At 67.9% G+C, this 17,374-nt stretch carries 17 protein-coding genes and 1 riboswitch; of the genes, 14 read left to right on the forward strand and 3 right to left on the reverse strand.

Annotation, left to right across the window (positions count from 1 at the left end; translation table 11 throughout):
* Positions 1–8 precede the first annotated feature (8 nt).
* Together cbiB and cobD are read left to right on the forward strand one after the other, a co-directional pair.
* Complete coding sequence (gene cbiB, locus I6F36_RS26315; RefSeq protein WP_225172462.1) at positions 9–950, forward strand: adenosylcobinamide-phosphate synthase CbiB; 942 nt, start codon at positions 9–11, stop codon at positions 948–950.
* Between the two features lie 11 nt (positions 951–961).
* On the forward strand, positions 962–1,927 hold the full coding sequence (gene cobD / locus I6F36_RS26320) for a threonine-phosphate decarboxylase CobD (protein WP_225172463.1): 966 nt from the start codon (positions 962–964) through the stop codon (positions 1,925–1,927).
* On the opposite strand, the gene I6F36_RS26325 is transcribed toward cobD, so the two are convergent.
* A complete protein-coding gene (locus I6F36_RS26325; RefSeq protein WP_225172464.1) occupies positions 1,916–3,364 on the reverse strand; it encodes a cobyric acid synthase in 1,449 nt (482 codons plus the stop codon). The genes cobD and I6F36_RS26325 overlap by 12 nt on opposite strands.
* 7 nt (positions 3,365–3,371) lie before the next feature.
* Positions 3,372–4,007, reverse strand: coding sequence for a cob(I)yrinic acid a,c-diamide adenosyltransferase (cobO, locus tag I6F36_RS26330; protein WP_225172465.1), 636 nt, complete (start codon positions 4,005–4,007; stop codon positions 3,372–3,374).
* A gap of 40 nt (positions 4,008–4,047) precedes the next feature.
* Positions 4,048–4,269: riboswitch (cobalamin riboswitch) on the forward strand.
* A 93-nt stretch (positions 4,270–4,362) separates the two neighbouring features.
* Here cobO and I6F36_RS26335 point away from each other — a divergent pair.
* The 7 genes from I6F36_RS26335 to cobJ are packed head-to-tail and all read left to right on the forward strand — an operon-like array spanning position 4,363 to position 12,282.
* On the forward strand, positions 4,363–4,737 hold the full coding sequence (locus I6F36_RS26335; protein ID WP_036005458.1) for a DUF1636 domain-containing protein: 375 nt from the start codon (positions 4,363–4,365) through the stop codon (positions 4,735–4,737).
* Positions 4,734–5,783, forward strand: coding sequence for a cobalamin biosynthesis protein CobW (cobW, locus tag I6F36_RS26340; RefSeq protein ID WP_225172466.1), 1,050 nt, complete (start codon positions 4,734–4,736; stop codon positions 5,781–5,783). Before I6F36_RS26335 ends, cobW begins: the two co-directional genes overlap by 4 nt.
* Positions 5,783–9,028, forward strand: coding sequence for a cobaltochelatase subunit CobN (gene cobN, locus I6F36_RS26345; protein WP_225172467.1), 3,246 nt, complete (start codon positions 5,783–5,785; stop codon positions 9,026–9,028). The genes cobW and cobN overlap by 1 nt, the downstream gene beginning before the upstream one ends.
* The gene (gene cobG, locus I6F36_RS26350; protein WP_225172468.1) at positions 9,025–10,188 is read left to right on the forward strand and encodes a precorrin-3B synthase; all 1,164 of its coding nucleotides are present in this window, start codon (positions 9,025–9,027) and stop codon (positions 10,186–10,188) included. The genes cobN and cobG overlap by 4 nt, the downstream gene beginning before the upstream one ends.
* Complete coding sequence (locus I6F36_RS26355) at positions 10,188–10,817, forward strand: precorrin-8X methylmutase (protein WP_225172469.1); 630 nt, start codon at positions 10,188–10,190, stop codon at positions 10,815–10,817. The genes cobG and I6F36_RS26355 overlap by 1 nt, the downstream gene beginning before the upstream one ends.
* A 2-nt stretch (positions 10,818–10,819) precedes the next feature.
* Complete coding sequence (locus tag I6F36_RS26360; protein ID WP_036023524.1) at positions 10,820–11,551, forward strand: precorrin-2 C(20)-methyltransferase; 732 nt, start codon at positions 10,820–10,822, stop codon at positions 11,549–11,551.
* Complete coding sequence (gene cobJ / locus I6F36_RS26365) at positions 11,548–12,282, forward strand: precorrin-3B C(17)-methyltransferase (protein WP_036005370.1); 735 nt, start codon at positions 11,548–11,550, stop codon at positions 12,280–12,282. Before I6F36_RS26360 ends, cobJ begins: the two co-directional genes overlap by 4 nt.
* Here cobJ and I6F36_RS26370 read toward each other — a convergent pair.
* Positions 12,258–13,004, reverse strand: a complete 747-nt coding sequence (locus tag I6F36_RS26370; protein ID WP_225172470.1) for a cobalt-precorrin-6A reductase — start codon at positions 13,002–13,004, stop codon at positions 12,258–12,260. The genes cobJ and I6F36_RS26370 overlap by 25 nt on opposite strands.
* Here I6F36_RS26370 and cbiE point away from each other — a divergent pair.
* Genes cbiE through cobA form a run of 5 tightly spaced genes read left to right on the forward strand, consistent with a single transcriptional unit; the run spans position 13,003 to position 17,366 of the window.
* Complete coding sequence (cbiE, locus tag I6F36_RS26375) at positions 13,003–14,184, forward strand: precorrin-6y C5,15-methyltransferase (decarboxylating) subunit CbiE (RefSeq protein WP_225172471.1); 1,182 nt, start codon at positions 13,003–13,005, stop codon at positions 14,182–14,184. The two genes, I6F36_RS26370 and cbiE, sit on opposite strands and share 2 nt — an antisense overlap.
* Positions 14,181–14,549 carry a cobalamin biosynthesis protein gene (locus I6F36_RS26380; protein ID WP_192893258.1) on the forward strand — a complete coding sequence of 123 codons (369 nt, stop codon included), beginning with the start codon at positions 14,181–14,183 and terminating at the stop codon, positions 14,547–14,549. The genes cbiE and I6F36_RS26380 overlap by 4 nt, the downstream gene beginning before the upstream one ends.
* On the forward strand, positions 14,546–15,328 hold the full coding sequence (gene cobM / locus I6F36_RS26385) for a precorrin-4 C(11)-methyltransferase (RefSeq protein WP_036023536.1): 783 nt from the start codon (positions 14,546–14,548) through the stop codon (positions 15,326–15,328). Before I6F36_RS26380 ends, cobM begins: the two co-directional genes overlap by 4 nt.
* Positions 15,328–16,638: a cobyrinate a,c-diamide synthase gene (locus I6F36_RS26390; RefSeq protein WP_225172472.1), complete on the forward strand. Its 1,311-nt coding sequence runs from the start codon at positions 15,328–15,330 to the stop codon at positions 16,636–16,638. Before cobM ends, I6F36_RS26390 begins: the two co-directional genes overlap by 1 nt.
* Complete coding sequence (cobA, locus tag I6F36_RS26395; protein WP_225172473.1) at positions 16,635–17,366, forward strand: uroporphyrinogen-III C-methyltransferase; 732 nt, start codon at positions 16,635–16,637, stop codon at positions 17,364–17,366. The genes I6F36_RS26390 and cobA overlap by 4 nt, the downstream gene beginning before the upstream one ends.
* The last annotated feature ends 8 nt before the right edge of the window (positions 17,367–17,374 follow it).

Consider the following 17,374-nt stretch of genomic DNA (forward strand, 5'->3'; position numbering starts at 1 on the left):
AGCTAGATGTGGACTTTGCGGGCGCGATGGTGGTGGCGATGGCGGTGGATGCCCTTCTGGGCTGGCCGGCGTGGCTGTTCGCGCGGATCGGCCATCCCGTCACCTGGCTCGGCGGTCTGATCGCGGCGATCGACACCGCCTGGAATCGCGCGTCCGATCCGCCGGCATTGCGCCGAGCCGCGGGCGTCGCCGGCGCGCTTGCGGTGATCGCGCTTTCCGTAGCGCTCGGCTGGGCGCTGCAATCACTGCTTCCTTCGGGCTGGATCCAGATCGTGCTGATTGGCATCCTGGCCTGGCCATTGGTCGCGCTGCGCTCGCTGCACGATCATGTCGCTGCCGTGGCCACGCCCTTGCTGGCCGGCGACGTCGCCGCCGCGCGCGAAGCGGTCTCGCGCATCGTCGGCCGCGATCCCGCAAGCCTCGATCAAGCCGGCATCGCGCGCGCGGCGATCGAGAGCCTTGCCGAAAACGCCTCCGACGGCATCGTGGCGCCGGTGTTCTGGGGCGCACTGTTGGGCTTGCCCGGCATCCTCGGCTACAAGGCGATCAACACGCTGGACTCCATGATCGGCCATCGCAGCGAACGCCACGAAGCCTTCGGCTGGGCGGCAGCGCGCATCGACGACGTCGCCAATTTCGTCCCGGCGCGGCTGACCGGATTCCTGTTCGTGCTGCTGGCACCGCAGCGGTCGGAATCATTGGCCTGCATGACGCGCGATGCGCGCCGGCATCGCTCGCCCAATGCCGGTTGGCCGGAAGCGGCCATGGCCGGCGGACTCGGTGTGCGGCTCAGCGGTCCCCGCATCTATCACGGCAGCACGACCGAAGAGCCCTGGCTGAACGAAGGCGCGCGCGATCCGCGCGCCGCCGACATCGTCGAGGCGCTGACGGTCTATCGCCGCGCCATGCTGCTGGTCGCAGGCGTGCTTGCGATCCTGGCTTTTGCGTGAAACAACGGGGCATGCGCGAGCACGGTGGAAATCTGGACCAGGCCCAGCAGCGTTTTGGCGGACGCGCGGAGGACTGGATCGATCTGTCGACCGGGATCAACCGGCTGCCGTATCCCGTGGGCGAGGTGAGCGCGCGCGCGTGGAGCGCGCTGCCATCACGCGCCGAGATCGAGGCCCTGCATCGGGCCGCAGGGCACGCGTACCGCACCGGCGCGCCCATCGTTGCGCTTGGCGGCGCGCAGGCTGCGATCCAATTGCTGCCCCAACTTGCGCGGCCCGGTCGCGCGCGTATTCTCGCGCCGACCTACAATGAATATGCCGGCGTGCTGTCTGCCGCAGGCTGGGAGGTGCAGGAAGTCGGAGAGCTTGGCGCGCTGCCGGGCGCGGATCTCGCCATCGTCGTCAATCCCAACAATCCCGATGGCCGGCGTTCTGCGCCACAGGATCTGCTCGCGCTGCTGCCCCGCGTCGGCCGTCTCGTCGTCGACGAGAGCTTTTCCGATGCCGATCCGCAATCGTCGCTTGCATCAGAAGCGGATCGGCCGGGACTGTTGATCCTGCGGTCGTTCGGAAAGTTCTACGGCTTGGCCGGCCTGCGGCTCGGCTTCGCCATCGCTCATGCCGCCGACATCGACAGGCTTGCCGCGATGTCGGGGCCATGGCCTGTTTCGGGTGCGGCGATCGAAATCGGCTGCCGTGCCTTGCGCGATGAGGCCTGGACCGAGGTTACGTCGGCGCGGCTCGCGCGCGACTGTGTTCGCCTCGACGCATTGGCGCATGCGCAAGGCTGGCGGCTCATCGGCGGCACGTCGCTGTTTCGCTTGTACGAAACGCCTGACGCACTGGCTGCACAGGAAAGGCTCGCGCGCGTCCACATCTGGTCCCGCGTCTTCGCGCGACAGCCGACATGGCTCCGCCTCGGACTTCCCGGCAGCGAAGCCGAATGGACGCGCCTTGCGCAGGCCCTAGCGCGCTAGCGCGAGCAGGCTTTCGACGTCGAGATGCTTTTCGATGTGATCGGCCAGCGCCTCGAGCGCGCTCTCGACGCTGGCGTGATAGGGCTCGTCGCCCGCGGGAATGTCGAGCTTGGCGAGGTAGGCCTTGCGGAAATCATCTGACGTGAACAGGCCGTGCAGATAGCTGCCCTGCACACGGCCGTCGCGCGAGATCGCGCCTTCCGCCTCGCCGTCCAGCTTGGCGAAGGGGCGGGCGCGATCCGGGCCGTCGGTGCGGCCGATGTGGATCTCGTAGGCCTGGATCGGCTGATCCGTCGCGGCATGCACGGCCGTAACGCGCGTGAGGGTCTTTTGCGGGCTCATCACCGTCTCGACATCGAGAAGCCCGAGGCCCGGCGTGTCGCCCGCAGGTCCTTCGATGCCTTCGGGGTCGGCGACGCTGCGTCCCAGCATCTGATAGCCGCCGCAGAGGCCGAGCACATGGCCGCCCCTGCGGTGGTGGGCGAGCAGGTCGATGTCCCAGCCCTGCGCGCGCAGGAATGCGAGGTCGCCGCGGGTGGATTTTGAGCCAGGGATGATGACGAGGAGCACGTCGCCCGGGATCGCCTCGCCCGGGCGCACCATCACGAGATCGACACCCGGCTCGAGCTTGAGCGGATCGAGATCGTCGAAATTGGCGATCCGCGACAGTGCGAGGCAGGCGATCTTGCATTGGCCCGGCTTGCGCGCATCGCGCAGGCCGAGCGCATCCTCGGCCGGTAGCTCGCCGGCACGCGGAAACCAGGGCAGCACGCCGAAGCCGCGCCACGACGTTTTCTGCTCGATCAGCCTGTAGCCGTCGTCGAACAGCGTGGGATCGCCGCGGAACTTGTTGATGACGAAGCCAGAGATCATCGCGGCATCGTCGGGCTCGATCACCGTCTTGATGCCGACGAGCTGGGCGATGACGCCGCCGCGATCGATGTCGCCGACCAGCACGACGGGCACATCCGCCTTGCGGGCAAAGCCCATATTGGCGATGTCGGACTTGCGCAAATTCACCTCGGCCGGGCTGCCGGCGCCCTCGACCAGCACCAGATCGGCCCGCGCCTTCAAGCGTTCGAAACTCTCCAGCACCGCGCCCATCAATGACGGCTTCATCGCGGCGTAGTCGCGCGCACGCGCCGTCGCGATGCGCTTGCCGTGGACCACGACCTGCGCGCCGACATCGGTCTCGGGTTTGAGCAGCACCGGGTTCATGTCGGTGTGCGGCTCGACACCGGCGGCGAGGGCCTGCAGCGCCTGGGCGCGGCCGATCTCACCGCCATCGACGGTGACCGCGGCGTTGTTCGACATGTTCTGCGGCTTGAACGGCAGCACGCGCAGACCACGGCGCGTAAAGGCGCGCGCGAGGCCGGCGACGATGAGCGACTTGCCCACGTCCGAGCCGGCTCCCTGGATCATCAGCGCGCGTGCCATGATGACTTCAGAACTCGACGCCGGCCTGCGCCTTGATGCCGGAGCGGAACGGATGCTTCACGAGCGTCATCTCGGTGACGAGATCGGCGATCTCGACCAACTCGTCCTTGGCGTTGCGCCCGGTGAGCACGACATGCGTCATCGCAGGCTTTTGCGTCGTCAGGAACTCGATGACTTCGGCGATATCGAGATAGTCGTAGCGCAGCGCGATGTTGATCTCGTCGAGCACGACCATGCGCAGCCGCTCGTCGAGGATCAGCTCCTTGGCCTTCTCCCAGCCGGCGCGCGCTGCAGCGATGTCGCGGGCACGGTCCTGCGTCTCCCAGGTGAAGCCTTCGCCCATCGCGTGGAACTGACAGAGGTCGCCGAAATGGCCGGTGAGTAGGCGCCGTTCGCCGGTATCCCAGGCGCCCTTGATGAATTGCACCACCGCACAAGGGAAGCCATGCGCGACGCAGCGGACGATCATGCCGAAGGCCGAGGAGGATTTTCCCTTGCCCGCGCCGGTGTGGACGATGATCAGGCCTTTTTCACCGCTCTTGGTCGCCATGATCTTGTCGCGAGCGGCCTTCTTCTTCGCCATTTTGGCGGCGTGGCGGGCGTCGGTTTCCTCGGTCGTGTGGGTTTCCGGTTCAGGCGTCATCGGTCCCGGTCCTTCGGCTTGACAAGTGGCGGCCACCGGCAAATGGTGGCCGGGCGTTGGTTCCTGTCCTATGACAGGCGAAGAGGGAATGCGATAGGGTCCGAATCGGCAAGATTTGGATCCAAACTGCAGCCGCCCCCGCGACCGTGACCGGAGAGATGCCCGAAGCCACTGATTCCTTTTGGAATCGGGAAGGCGGGGATCGAAGGGCCAAAACCCTGCTCCGCAAGCCGGGAGACCTGCCAGCGCGGACGAGTTTTGGACCGGCGGACGGGGTGTTCCGCGACGGGGAAGCGGGCCTTCAGGAGAATGGTCCGTGCGCCTCATCGCCTCCCGCTGTTATCTGGAAGAGGCGATGACCGTCACACTTCATGTCTGCATCACCTGCCGCGCCGGCCAGACGCTTGGCGAGGGCGAGACGACGCCCGGCAAGCGCCTGCATGGCGCGATTCTCGAGGCCGGCGTGCCCGAGGGCGTCAGCGTGGTTCCCGTCGAATGCCTGTCGGCGTGCAGCCAGGGCTGCTCCGTCGCGCTCAGCGCGCCCGGCCGCTGGTCCTATGTCTATGGCCGCCTGTCCGATGCGAATGCGCAGGACGTGGTCGCAGGTGCTGCGGCCTACGCGGCGGCGCCCGACGGAATCGTGCCCTGGCGCAGCCGTCCCGAAATCTTCCGCAAGCAGTCGCTTGCCCGTATTCCCCCTGTTACCGTCGTGCCGGAGGCCGCTGAATGAACTCGCTCGCAAAAGTCCCGGTTACGGTGGTCACGGGTTTCCTGGGCTCCGGCAAGACGACGCTGATCCAGCATCTGCTCAGCAATGCCGGCGGCAAGAAGCTCGCCGTGCTCGTCAACGAGTTCGGCAGCGAAGGCGTCGACGGCGAGATCCTGAAGTCCTGCGCCGATGCGAACTGCCCGGAGGAGAACATCGTCGAGCTCGCCAATGGCTGCATCTGCTGCACCGTCGCCGACGATTTCATTCCGACCATGGAGCAACTCTTGGCGCGCCCGGTGCGGCCCGATCACATCCTGATCGAGACCTCGGGCCTGGCGCTGCCAAAGCCGCTGCTGAAGGCGTTCGACTGGCCGGAGATCCGCTCGCGCATCACGGTCGACGGCGTGATCGCGCTGGCCGACGCCGAGGCCGTCGCGGCCGGCCGCTTCGCGCCGGATCCGGCTGCGGTGGAAGCGCAGCGCGCGGCGGACGACAATCTCGATCACGAAACGCCGCTGTCGGAAGTGTTCGAGGACCAGATCGCCTGCGCCGACATCGTGCTGCTGACCAAGGCCGACCTTGCGGGCGCAGCCGGAATCGAAGCCGCAAAGGCGGCGATCACAGCCGAGATGCCGCGCCGCGTGCCGATGCTGCCGGTCACCGATGGCGCGATCGACGCGCGCGTCATCCTCGGCCTCGGTGCGGCCGCCGAGAATGATCTCGCCGCGCGGCCCTCGCATCACGACGGCGAGGAAGAGCATGAGCATGATGATTTTGCCTCGGTCGTGATCGACCTTCCGGAGGTGGCGGATATCGAGGCACTGGTCGCCTCCGTCCAGAAACTGGCGCGCGAGCAGAACGTGCTGCGGGCCAAGGGCTACATCGCGGTTGCGGGCAAGCCGATGCGCCTGTTGTTGCAGGCGGTCGGTGAGCGCGTGCGCCATCAGTTCGACAAGCCATGGGGTGTGGCTCAACGGCAGTCCAAGCTCGTTGTGATCGGCGAGCATGGCGATATCGACGAGGCCGCCATCAAGGCAGGACTTGGTCTTTCAGGATCTGGCATCTGATGCACGTCGTCTTCCGCGAGAGCCGCGGTCTCGAGGAGACCGCGACGCCAAGAGACATCGGCCAGGACCCGGCCGATCTCGTGGTGCTCTCGTATTCGGATTCCGATTTGGCCGCGTTTGCGGCCGGCTGGCGCCGCGGTCGGGGCAGCCTGCCGTCGCTGCGGCTGGCCAATCTCGCGGAGCTGCGTCATCCGCTGTCGGTCGACACCTATATCGAACGGACGCTGTCGCAGGCGCGGGGCATATTGGTGCGCCTGATCGGCGGGGAGTCCTATTGGGCATACGGGCTCGCGGCGCTCCAGCAACTCGCGCAAGAGCGCAACATCGTGCTCGCCGTGCTGCCGGCCGACGGCCGCGACGACACGCGGCTGGATGCGTACTCGACCCTGCCGGTCTCGACGCTGCGGCGGCTCAAGGTGCTCTGCGACACCGGCGGCCCGGTAGCCGCGCAAGCCGCGATCGCGCAGCTCGCGCTGGCCTCGGGCCTCTATGCCGGCCCGGTCATCGGCGAGATGACCGTGCCCGAGATGGGCTTCTACGATCCCGCGCGCGGTGTCATTGCCGCGCCAGTTGGCGAGGGCAAGCCGCGCGCACTCGTGACGTTCTATCGCTCCTATCTCACGGCCGCCGATACGGGGCCGGTCGACGCCTTGATTGCGGCGCTGCGCGAGAAGGGATTTGACGCCTACGGCGTGTTCGTCACGTCGCTGAAGGCGCCGGGCGTTGCCGACTGGCTGCGCGCGCATCTGGCGCAACATCCTGCGGCGGCGATCGTCAATGCGACGGCGTTCTCGGCCCTTGGCGATGACGGCACGACGCCGTTCGATGCCGCATTCTGTCCGGTGTTCCAGGTCGCGCTCTCGACGGCGCGGCGCGAAGATTGGGCGGAATCACTGCGTGGCCTGTCGCCCGGCGATCTCGCGATGCATGTCGTGCTGCCGGAGGTCGACGGCCGCCTGTTCGCAGGCGTGGTGAGTTTCAAATCGGCCGGTCAGCGCGATCCCGATCTGCAATTCGCGCATCTAGCGCACAGGCCCGACGAAGAGCGCGTCAACGCCGTTGCCATGCGCGTCGCGGCTTGGCGTCGCCTCGCGGAGAAGCCCGCCGGCGAGAAGCGGTTGGCAATCGTGCTGTCGAACTATCCGGGCCGGCCGCATCAGATCGCGCACGCCGTCGGGCTCGACGCGCTGGCGTCGGTCGAGGCGTTGATCTCCGATCTCGCGGAGGTCGGCTTCGACGTTGCGCCGGTCGATGCGCTCGGCGCAAAACTATTGAAGCAGAGCTTGACCTGGAGCGTCGCCGAATATCGCACGGGGCTGGCGCGCCTGCCGCAATCCTTGCAGGACAATCTCGTGCAGGCCTGGGGCGCACCGGAGAACGATCCGAGCTGCCGCGACGGCGCGTTCTACTTCGCTGCGATCCAATGCGGCCGGTCGGTCATCGCGGTCCAGCCCGAGCGCGGCGACGCGGCCTCGCGCGATGCCGATTATCACGATCTCGCCTGCACGCCGCGCCACGCCTATGTCGCATTCTATCTCTGGCTCAGGCAGCAAGGCTGCGATGCTGTCGTGCATATGGGCGCACATGGCACGCTGGAATGGCTGCCCGGCAAATCCGTGGCGCTGTCGCAAGCGTGCTGGCCGGAAGCGCTGATCGGCGATCTCCCCGTCATCTATCCCTTCATCGTCAACGATCCCGGCGAGGCCGCGCAGGCCAAGCGGCGCATCGGCGCGGTCACGATCGGCCATCTGCCGCCGCCGCTTGAGACATCCGCGGTGCCGGAGGGGCTTCGTCGGCTCGAACGGCTGCTCGACGAATATTCGACCGCTGACGGTCTCGATCCCGCCCGTCGCCAGCGCCTGATCGCGTCGATCCGCGACGAGGCGCGCGCGGCGGGCCTCGAAGACGATCTCGGCCTCGATGCAATGGCCGCACCGGCCGAAGCCATCCCGCGGATCGACCGCTTCGTCTGCGACCTCAAGGAGAGCCAGTTCGGCGATGGCCTGCACGTGTTCGGCCGCGGTGCCTGCGGCGAAGCGGAACGCGATGCATTGCGTTCCGCGCTCGCTGGCAAACGCGTCGCGCCGGGGCCGTCGGGCTCCCCGTATCGCGGGCGTCAGGATGTGCTGCCGACAGGGCGCAACCTCTTCGCCGTCGACCCGCGTGCGGTGCCGACGCCGTCGGCGCATGCGCAGGGGATAAAACTCGCCGAAGAGCTGTTGCGCCGTCATCTGCAGAATCACGGCGACTGGCCGAAGGGCCTCGTGGTGGATCTCTGGGGCTCGGCGACGATGCGCACCGCAGGCGAAGAGTTCGCGATGGCGTTGCATCTGGCCGGCCTCGCGCCGCGCTGGGATCACGCTTCCGGCCGTGTCACCGGTTACGACATCATCGCCCCGGCCGAGCTCGGCCGTCCGCGCATCGACGTCACGCTGCGCGTATCCGGCCTGTTCCGCGATGTCTTCGCAGGGCTGGCGCAATTGTTCGAAGCCGCCGCCGAGGCGCTCGCCGCGCGCGAGGACGAGGGCGATGAGAATCCCTATCGCCAGCGTGCGTCCCGCGTGTTCGCGCCGCGGCCCGGACAATACGGCGTCGGGCTCTCGGCGATCCCGGATGCCTTCACGCCGGAGACGCGCGAGGCCGCAGGCGAAGCGTGGCTGTCGGCATCGTCCTGGGCGTTCTCTGCCGATGGCGCGATGCAGCCGGATCGCGCAGGTATCGAACAGCGTCTCGCGTCCGCCGACGCTTTTGTCCACGTCCAGGACTTGCCCGAAACCGATCTGCTGCTCGCCGCCGACTATGCCGCGCATGAGGCAGGCATCGCCGCGGCAGCCGCGCACCTCGGGGCAGGCGCGCCGTCGCTCTATCACCTCGATGCGACGCGGCCCGGCGAGCCGCATGCGCGCACGCTGACGGAAGAGATCTCGCGCATCGTTCGCGCTCGCGCGGCCAATCCGGCCTGGATCGCCGGTATGATGCGCCACGGCTTTCGCGGCGCGGCCGAGATCACCGCGACGCTGGAGCACATGGCCGCCTTCGCGCATCTCGCCGGCGCCGTGCCGCCGCATCTGTTCGACCTCTATTACGACGCGACACTCGGCAACGACGACGTCCGCGCCTTCATGGCGCGCGAAAATCCGTCCGCACTCGCCGCAATGGAAACCTGCTTCACGCGCCTGCACGAAGCCTCGCTCTGGCGAACCCGCCGCAATTCGATTGCAGCGGCGCTGCGGGAGGCCTCATGAGCGCGACCACGGTCAAGGGTTGGTGTCCGGGCGCGCTGCGCCCGATGCAATCGGGCGACGGGCTCGTAGTGCGCGTGCGCCCGTTCGGTGGGCGCCTTGAAGCACCACAAATCTCCGGGCTTGCGGAACTCGCCGAGCGCTTCGGCAATGGTCTGATCGACGTCACGAGCCGGGCCAATCTGCAGATCAGGGGCGTTCGGGAGGAGGGCCATCGTCCGTTGCTCGACGGCCTTGCGCGATTGGCACTGCTCGATCCCGACGCCGACATCGAAGCCAGGCGCAACATCCTGGTGACGCCATTCTGGAGCAACGGCGACGAAACGCAGTCGCTCGCCGCGGAGCTCGAGGAGGCGCTTGCCGATTCTGGCCTGGCGCTTCCCACCAAGTTCGGCTTCGCCATCGATGACGGGCGGTCGCGTGTTCTCGCCGGCGATTCCGCCGACATCCGCATCGAGCGCGACCGCTCGGGCGGTCTCCTGGTGCGGGCCGACGGCGCCAAGCTCGGTCGTTCCGTTGAACGCGGACAGGCCGTGAGCGCGGCGCTGGCGCTCGCAAGCTGGTTCATCATCTCCGGCGGTGCAAACGGCGGGCGAGGGCGCATGGCAGCCCACATCGCATCCGGCGCCGTGTTGCCTCAATCCTTGCGCGGCGAGACCGAGCCGGCGCCGGTGATGGCCGCGGTGCGTCCCGGGCACTATCCGCAAGGCGCGATGGTTGGCGTTGCGTTCGGGCAGATGCTGCACGCGACGCTGCATCAATTCTCTGCTTGCGGCCATGCGCTGCGCATGACCCCCTGGCGGATGGTGCTGAGCGAGGGCAAGCGCGAGATGCCGAGCGCGGCGGGGCTCATCACCGAGCCGTTCGATCCGGCGCTGCGCGTCATCGCCTGCAGCGGCGCGCCGCGTTGCCGCGAAGCCCATGCCGATACGCGCGCGCTGGCCGCGGCGCTGGCGCCGCGCATCCCCGCCGACGCGCGGCTCCATGTCTCCGGCTGCGGCAAGGGCTGCGCCCATTCCGGCGCGGCTGCAGTCACGCTGATTGCGACGCGCGCCGGGTTCGATCTCGTCCGCGACGGCTCGACCCGCGACGCGCCGGTCCTGCGCGGGCTGAACGGCGCCGACATCGTCAGCGATCCCTCCATCCTGGTCGGAGGGAACTGATGCCGCACACCTACGAGACCGACGGCGCTGTGATCTACCGGCAATCCTTTGCCACCATCCGGGCCGAGGCCGATCTCGCGCGCTTCACGTCGGACGAGGAGCAGGTGGTGGTGCGGATGATCCATGCCGCCGGCATGGTTGGCCTCGAGGCGCATATCCGCTTCACCCCTGATATGGCGACAGCCGCGCGCGCAGCCTTGCAGAAGGGCGCGCCGATCCTGTGCGACGCGCGCATGGTCTCCGAAGGCATTACGCGCGCGAGGTTGCCCGCGGCCAATGCCGTGATCTGCACGCTCGGCGATCCCGCCGTGCCCGCGCTGGCGCAGTCCATGCGCAACACGCGCTCCGCCGCGGCCCTGGAGCTGTGGCGGCCGCATCTTGATGGCGCGATCATCGCGATCGGCAATGCACCGACCGCGCTGTTTCATCTGCTCAACATGCTGGAGGATCGCGACTGCCCGCGGCCGGCTGCGATCATCGGCTGTCCGGTCGGCTTCGTCGGCGCGGCCGAATCCAAGGCCGCGCTGATGGCCGATCCGCCGGCACCGGCGCTCACCGTCGAAGGCCGCCTCGGCGGCTCCGCCATCACGGTTGCTGCCGTGAATGCGCTGGCAAGCCGGAGCGAATAGCCATGGGACGCATTATCTGCTGCGGTCTCGGCCCCGGTGATCCTGATCTGATGAGCGTGCGTGCCGATCGTACGGTGCGGGGCGCTAGTCACGTCGCCTATTTTCGCAAGAAGGGCAGGCCCGGTCAGGCGCGCCGCATCGTCGATGGCATGCTGGCTGCGGGCGTTACCGAATATCCCATGGAATATCCTGTTACGACGGAGATCGCTTTCGACAGCCCCGAATATGTCCAGCTGCTCGCCGGCTTCTACGACGAATGGGCCGAGCGCCTGGCGCGGCTTTCGCGCGCCGTCGACGTCGTCGTGCTCTGCGAGGGCGATCCTTACTTTTACGGATCGTTCATGCATCTGCACACGCGCCTGCAAGGCCGCGTCGAGATCGAGGTGATCGCCGGCATTCCCGGCATGGTCGGTTGCTGGAACGGCGTCGGCCGGCCGATCGCGCTCGGCGACGACGTGACGACGGTGCTGATGGGCACGCTGCCCGAGGCCGAGCTCGAACGGCGCATGCGCGATTCCGATGCACTGGTCGTCATGAAGACCGGCCGCAATCTCGCAAAAGTGCGCCGCGCGCTCAGCTCCGCCGGGCGGCTCGCCGATGCCTGGCTGGTTGAGCGTGGCACCATGCCAGGCGAGCGCGTGGTGCGGCTCGCCGAGATCGATGCGGCCGACTGTCCCTATTTCGCGATCGTGCTCGTGCACGGCAAGGGCCGGCATCTGGATGCCGCCGAATGACAGGCACACTGACCATCGCGGGCCTCGGGCCGGGCAGCGACGCGCTGGTGACGCCGGAAGTTTCCGCCGCGCTTGCGACGGCGACCGACATTCTGGGCTATGCGCCCTATGTCGCGCGCGTGCCGCCGCGGCCTGGGCTCACTCTGCATCCATCCGACAATCGCGAAGAGCTGCAACGCGCGAGCGAAGCCCTGCGGCTTGCCGCCGAAGGCGGTCAGGTCGTCGTCGTCTCTTCCGGCGATCCCGGCGTGTTCGCGATGGCATCCGCCGTGTTCGAGGCACTCGAGCAGGCGCCGGAATTTCGTGAGCTTTCGATCCGTGTGCTGCCCGGCGTCACCGCGATGCTGGCGGCCGCCGCGCGTGCCGGCGCGCCGCTCGGCCATGATTTCTGTGCGATCAACCTCTCCGACAATCTCAAGCCGTGGGCAGTGATCGAGAAACGCCTGCGCCTCGCGGCGGAAGCCGATTTTGCCATCGCGATGTACAACCCGCGCTCGGCCAGCCGCCCGGAAGGATTCGGCCGTGCGCTGGCGCTGCTTCGCGAGGCCGGCTGCGGCGAGCGTCTCATGATCTTCGCGCGCGCGATCAGCGCGGCTGATGAAAAGATCGAGATCGTGACGCTGAACCAGGCGACGCCCGAGATGGCCGACATGCGCACGCTTGTCATCGTCGGCAATTCGCAGACGCGCCGCATCGGCCGCTGGGTCTATGCGCCGAGGCGCGCAGAATGACCGAGCCATTGCATCACGTCAGTGACACTCTCGACCCTTTGGCGCTCGGGCAGCTCTGGTCGCGAGATCATGATTACGGGAAGGCCGAGCATGCGCGCCGCGTCGATCTTGGAGCGCGCGCCGTCGCCGCCGGAATTGCGGGCGACGATCCAGGCGATGCCGCGCGTGTGCAGCATCTCCAACTCGCCGTCGAGGGTGAAGGGGCCACGCGATACGATCACATCGGCCGCGAAGGGCAGCGACGCTTCGGGCGGATCGACGAAACGCAGCGTGTAGGCATGTTGCGGCTTGGCCGCGAACGGCGCGATGTGCTGACGGCCGATGGCGAGGAACACGTTTGTCGGCACCTCGGGCAGGGCCGCAACGGCGGCGTTGACGTCGGCGACCTCGATCCAGTTGTCGCCGGACACCCTGGTCCAGGGCGCGCGCTCCAGCGCGATCAGCGGCGCATTGGTGTCCGCGCAGGCCTCGACCGCATGACGGCTCATTTCGGCAGCGAACGGATGCGTCGCGTCGATGACATGCGTGATGCCTTCGCGGCGGATGTAGTCGGCCAGCCCGCTCACGCCGCCAAACCCGCCGATGCGCGTCGGCAGCGGCTGATCGGCGGGCGCGCGGGTGCGGCCGCCATAGGAATAGACGGCATCGATGCCGGCGCGCGCGATCTCCGCGGCGAGCAGGCTCGCATCGGCCGTTCCGCCCAGAATGAGGGCGCGAATCATGTCTGATCCCTGGCTGACTATCATCGGTATCGGCGAAGATGGCCTTGCCGGGCTGTCGGAGGCAAGCCGAAAGGCGCTTGCCAAGGCCGAAACCGTGTTCGGCGGCGAGCGCCATCTTGCGCTTGCCGAAATTGGCAGCCGCGGTCGTCCATGGCCGGTGCCGTTCGATGCGGATGTCGTGCTGAGCTGCCGCGATCGGCCGACGGTGGTGCTCGCCTCCGGCGATCCGTTCTGGCATGGCGCCGGCGCAAGCCTCGCCGAGAAGCTCGATAGCGGCGAATGGATCGCGCATCCCGCACCTTCGACCTTCTCGCTTGCGGCCGCGCAGCTGGGGTGGCGACTCGAATCCACCGTCTGCCTCGGGCTTCACGCCGCACCGTTCGAACGTCTCGTTCCGTATCTGACGCGCGGTGCGCGCATCATTTGCCTGGTACGCGATGGCAAGGCCGGCAGCGATCTTGCGAAATGGCTGACGGAACGCGGCTGGGGCTCCTCGACATTCTGGATTCTCGCCGCGCTCGGCGGGCCGCGCGAAAGTGTCCAGGAGTATCGCGCCAAGGATTTTTCTGATGATCTCACTGGAAACCCAGTGGCAGTAGCCGTGGAGGCGAGGGGCGCACATGGCATTGCTCGCAGCTCGGGCCTGCCGGACGACGTCTTCGTTCACGACGGCCAGATCACCAAGCGGCCGGTGCGCGCGCTTGCGCTCTCGGCGCTGGCGCCGCGTGCCGGCGAGCGGCTGTGGGATATCGGCGCTGGTTCAGGCTCGATCTCCGTGGAGTGGGCGCTGGATGGTGGGACGGCGATTGCGGTCGAGGCGCGCGAGGATCGCGTCGCGAACATTCGCAAGAATGCAGCCGCCTTCGGTCTGGCACATCGGATCACAATCGTCACGGGCAGGGCACCGGAAGCTCTTGCCGGCTTGGAAGCGCCGGATGCCGTCTTCATTGGCGGTGGTCTCGACGAAGTGTTATTTGATGCGATCTGGCCGCGGTTCTCGCCGGGTGCGCGGCTCGTGGCGCATGCTGTGACGCTGGAGACGGAAGCTCTGCTCGGCGAGCTGCATCGGCGTCACGGCGGCGAACTGATGCGGGCCGAAATTTCGCATGCCGCCCCGCTCGGCCGCTATCGGTCGTGGGAGGCAGCACGCCCCGTGGTGCAGTGGAGTGTGGTGCGATGAAGGTCGCCGGACTCGGCTTCAAGCGCGATGTGACGCTGGCTTCGTTGCGCGAAGCGTTGCTCGCTGCGGGCGGTGCGGAAGGGCTTGCGGCGATGGCAACCGTCAGCGACAAGGCCGATACCGAGGCGCTGAAGCAGCTCGCACGCGAATGCGGCGTGCCGATCAGGGCCGTTCCGGTCGCGACACTGGCCGGCATCGACACGCCCACGCAATCGAAGCTCATCGCGGAGAAATTTGGCACCGGATCTGTAGCCGAGGCTGCTGCGCTCGCGGTCGCCGGTCCGCGCGCGCGGTTGATTGCAGCACGGGTTGTCTCGCAGGATCGCACCGCGACCGCCGCGATTGCCGAAGGAGACGGCCCATGACGGTGCATTTCATCGGTGCCGGGCCGGGCGCACCCGATCTGTTGACGTTGCGCGGCCGCGATCTGATCGCGGCCAGTCCGGTTTGTCTCTATGCCGGCTCGCTGGTGCCGGAGGGCGTGCTGGCGCATTGCCCGCCCGGCGCACGTATCGTCAACACCGCGCCAATGTCGCTCGACGAGATCATCGCCGAGATCGCAGGCGCGCATGCGGCAGGCCTGGATGTCGCGCGGCTGCATTCCGGTGATCTCTCAATCTGGTCGGCGATGGGCGAGCAGCTCCGCCGTTTGCGTGCGCTCGGGATTCCCTACTCGGTGACACCCGGCGTTCCCTCGTTCTCGGCTGCCGCGGCCGCGCTGGAGGCTGAGCTGACGCTGCCCGGTCTTGCTCAGACGGTCGTGCTGACGCGCACGCCGGGCCGTGCCAGCGCGATGCCCGAGGGCGAGAAGCTCGCCGCGTTCGCTGCGACCGGCGCGGTGCTCGCGATCCACCTGTCGATCCATCTGCTCGACCAGGTCGTCGCCGAGCTGACGCCGCATTACGGCGCGGATTGCCCGGTCGCGATCGTCTGGCGCGCGAGCTGGCCGGAGCAGCGCATCGTGCGCGCGACGCTTGCAACGCTCGGTGCGTTCGTGGGTGGCGAGATGGAGCGCACGGCGCTGATCCTGGTCGGCAAGACGCTTGGCGCTGCCGATTTTGACGAGAGCCGCCTCTATGCCGCCGATTACGACCGCCGCTACCGGCCGGTCGGTGCCGAGCCGCGCTTTCCGGAGGCGTCGTGATGCCGGCGAGCCTCGTCATCTCCGCGCCGGCCTCCGGCGTCGGCAAGACCACGCTGACGCTGGCGCTCGCCCGCGCCTGGCGCAATCGCGGCTTGAACGTGCAGTGCTTCAAGAGCGGCCCCGACTATATCGATCCCGCCTTCCACGCCGCAGCCACGGGACGCGCCTCCGTCAACGTCGATAGCTGGACGATGGATCATAGCACCATCGCGCATCTCGTCAGCCGTGCTGCCGATGCCGATGTCGTGCTCGCCGAGGGATCGATGGGCCTGTTCGACGGTGTCGCTGCGCGCGGCGTCTCCGGCACGGGAGCGACCGCCGACATCGCGGAAATGCTGGGCTGGCCCGTGGTTCTGGTGATCGATCCCTCCGGCCAGGCGCAGACTGCGGCAGCAATCGCCGCTGGCCTTCGCGATTACCGCGCCGGCGTGCGCTTCGCTGGCGTCGTGCTCAATCGAGTCGCCAGCCCGCGCCATGAGGATCTGGTGCGACGCGCGCTGAACGAGGCCGGCATCGAAGTGTTCGGCGCACTGCCGCGCCATGCCGAGATCAGTCTGCCGAAGCGGCATCTCGGCCTCGTGCAGGCCGAGGAGCAGGCGGAGATCGGCAAGCTGATCGACGAGGCCGCGCGCTTTGTCGCCGAGCACGTCGATCTCGATGCGGTGCTCCACGCGGCAGGCAAATGGTCGCCGCAAGCTGCGGCGAACGGCTTGAACGTGACGCCGCCAGGCCAGCGCATCGCGCTCGCCCGCGATGCGGCGTTCTCGTTCGTCTATCCGCATATGCTGGAAGCCTGGCGCGCGGCGGGCGCCGAGATCGTGCCGTTCTCGCCGCTGGCCGATGAAGTGCCCGACGCGAGCGCCGACGTGTGCTGGCTGCCCGGCGGCTATCCCGAGCTTCATGCAGGAAAGATCGCGGCCAATGCGCGCTTTCGCAGCGGCTTGCGCGCTTTCGCCGAGACGCGGCCCGTGCATGGTGAATGCGGAGGCTATATGGTGCTGGGCGCAGGCCTCACCGACGCCGACGGTATCCGCCATGAGATGTCGGGACTGCTTGGCCTCGAGACCAGCTTTGCCAAGCGCCGCATGCATCTCGGCTATCGTCTTGCCGAACTGGCCGCACCGATGCCGGGGCATCAGCCTGGCGCGCGCCTGCGCGGCCACGAGTTCCACTATTCGACCATTCTCGCCCAGCCCGATACGCCGCTTGCGGTCGTGCACGATGCCACCGGAGCGGTGATTGCCGAAACCGGCTCGCGCCGTGGCCATGCCACCGGCACGTTCTTCCATCTGATCGCGGAGGACCGGTGAGCGGCTTTGTCTCTTTCGTTTCCGCCGGTCCCGGCGATCCCGAGCTCCTCACCGTGAAGGGCGCCGCGCGGCTGCGCGAGGCCGATGTCGTGCTCTATGATGATCTTGCCTCCGGCGCGGTCCTCGATCTCGCCCGGCCCGGTGCCAATCTCGTGGCAGTGGGAAAGCGGGCCGGGCGTCCTTCGACCAAGCAGCACCACGTCAACCGTCTCCTGGTCGACTATGCCGTCACAGGTGCACGCGTGGTGCGGCTGAAGTCCGGCGATGCCGGCATTTTCGGCCGGCTGGAGGAGGAGATCGAGACGCTGCGCGAAGCCGGCATCGGCTACGAGATCGTTCCCGGCGTCACCTCCGCCTGTGTCGCCGCCGCCCAGGCCGGCATTCCCCTGACCCGCCGGTATACCTCCCGCCGGGTGCAGTTCATCACCGGCGCTGACGTCACGGGCGAGCTGCCGCCCAATCTGAATTGGGCGGCACTGGCCGACCCCGAGGCCACGACCGTGGTCTATATGGGCCGGCGCACCTTTCCGGCGCTTGCCGCAAAATTGATCGCGCACGGCCTCGCTCCCAGCACTCCGGCGCTGTTCGCCGAATCTCTCGGGCGTCCCGACGAACGGCTGGTCCGCACCACGATTGCCGAGCTCGCCGAGCAGCTTGGGCGCGGCGGCGCCGCTTCCACTGCGGCCGTCATCCTGTTCGGCGCGCTGGCGCGAGAATATCCGGCATGACGGCTCCG

The sequence above is a fragment of the Bradyrhizobium sp. BRP19 genome (assembly GCF_020194195.1).
Classification (GTDB): domain Bacteria; phylum Pseudomonadota; class Alphaproteobacteria; order Rhizobiales; family Xanthobacteraceae; genus Bradyrhizobium; species Bradyrhizobium yuanmingense.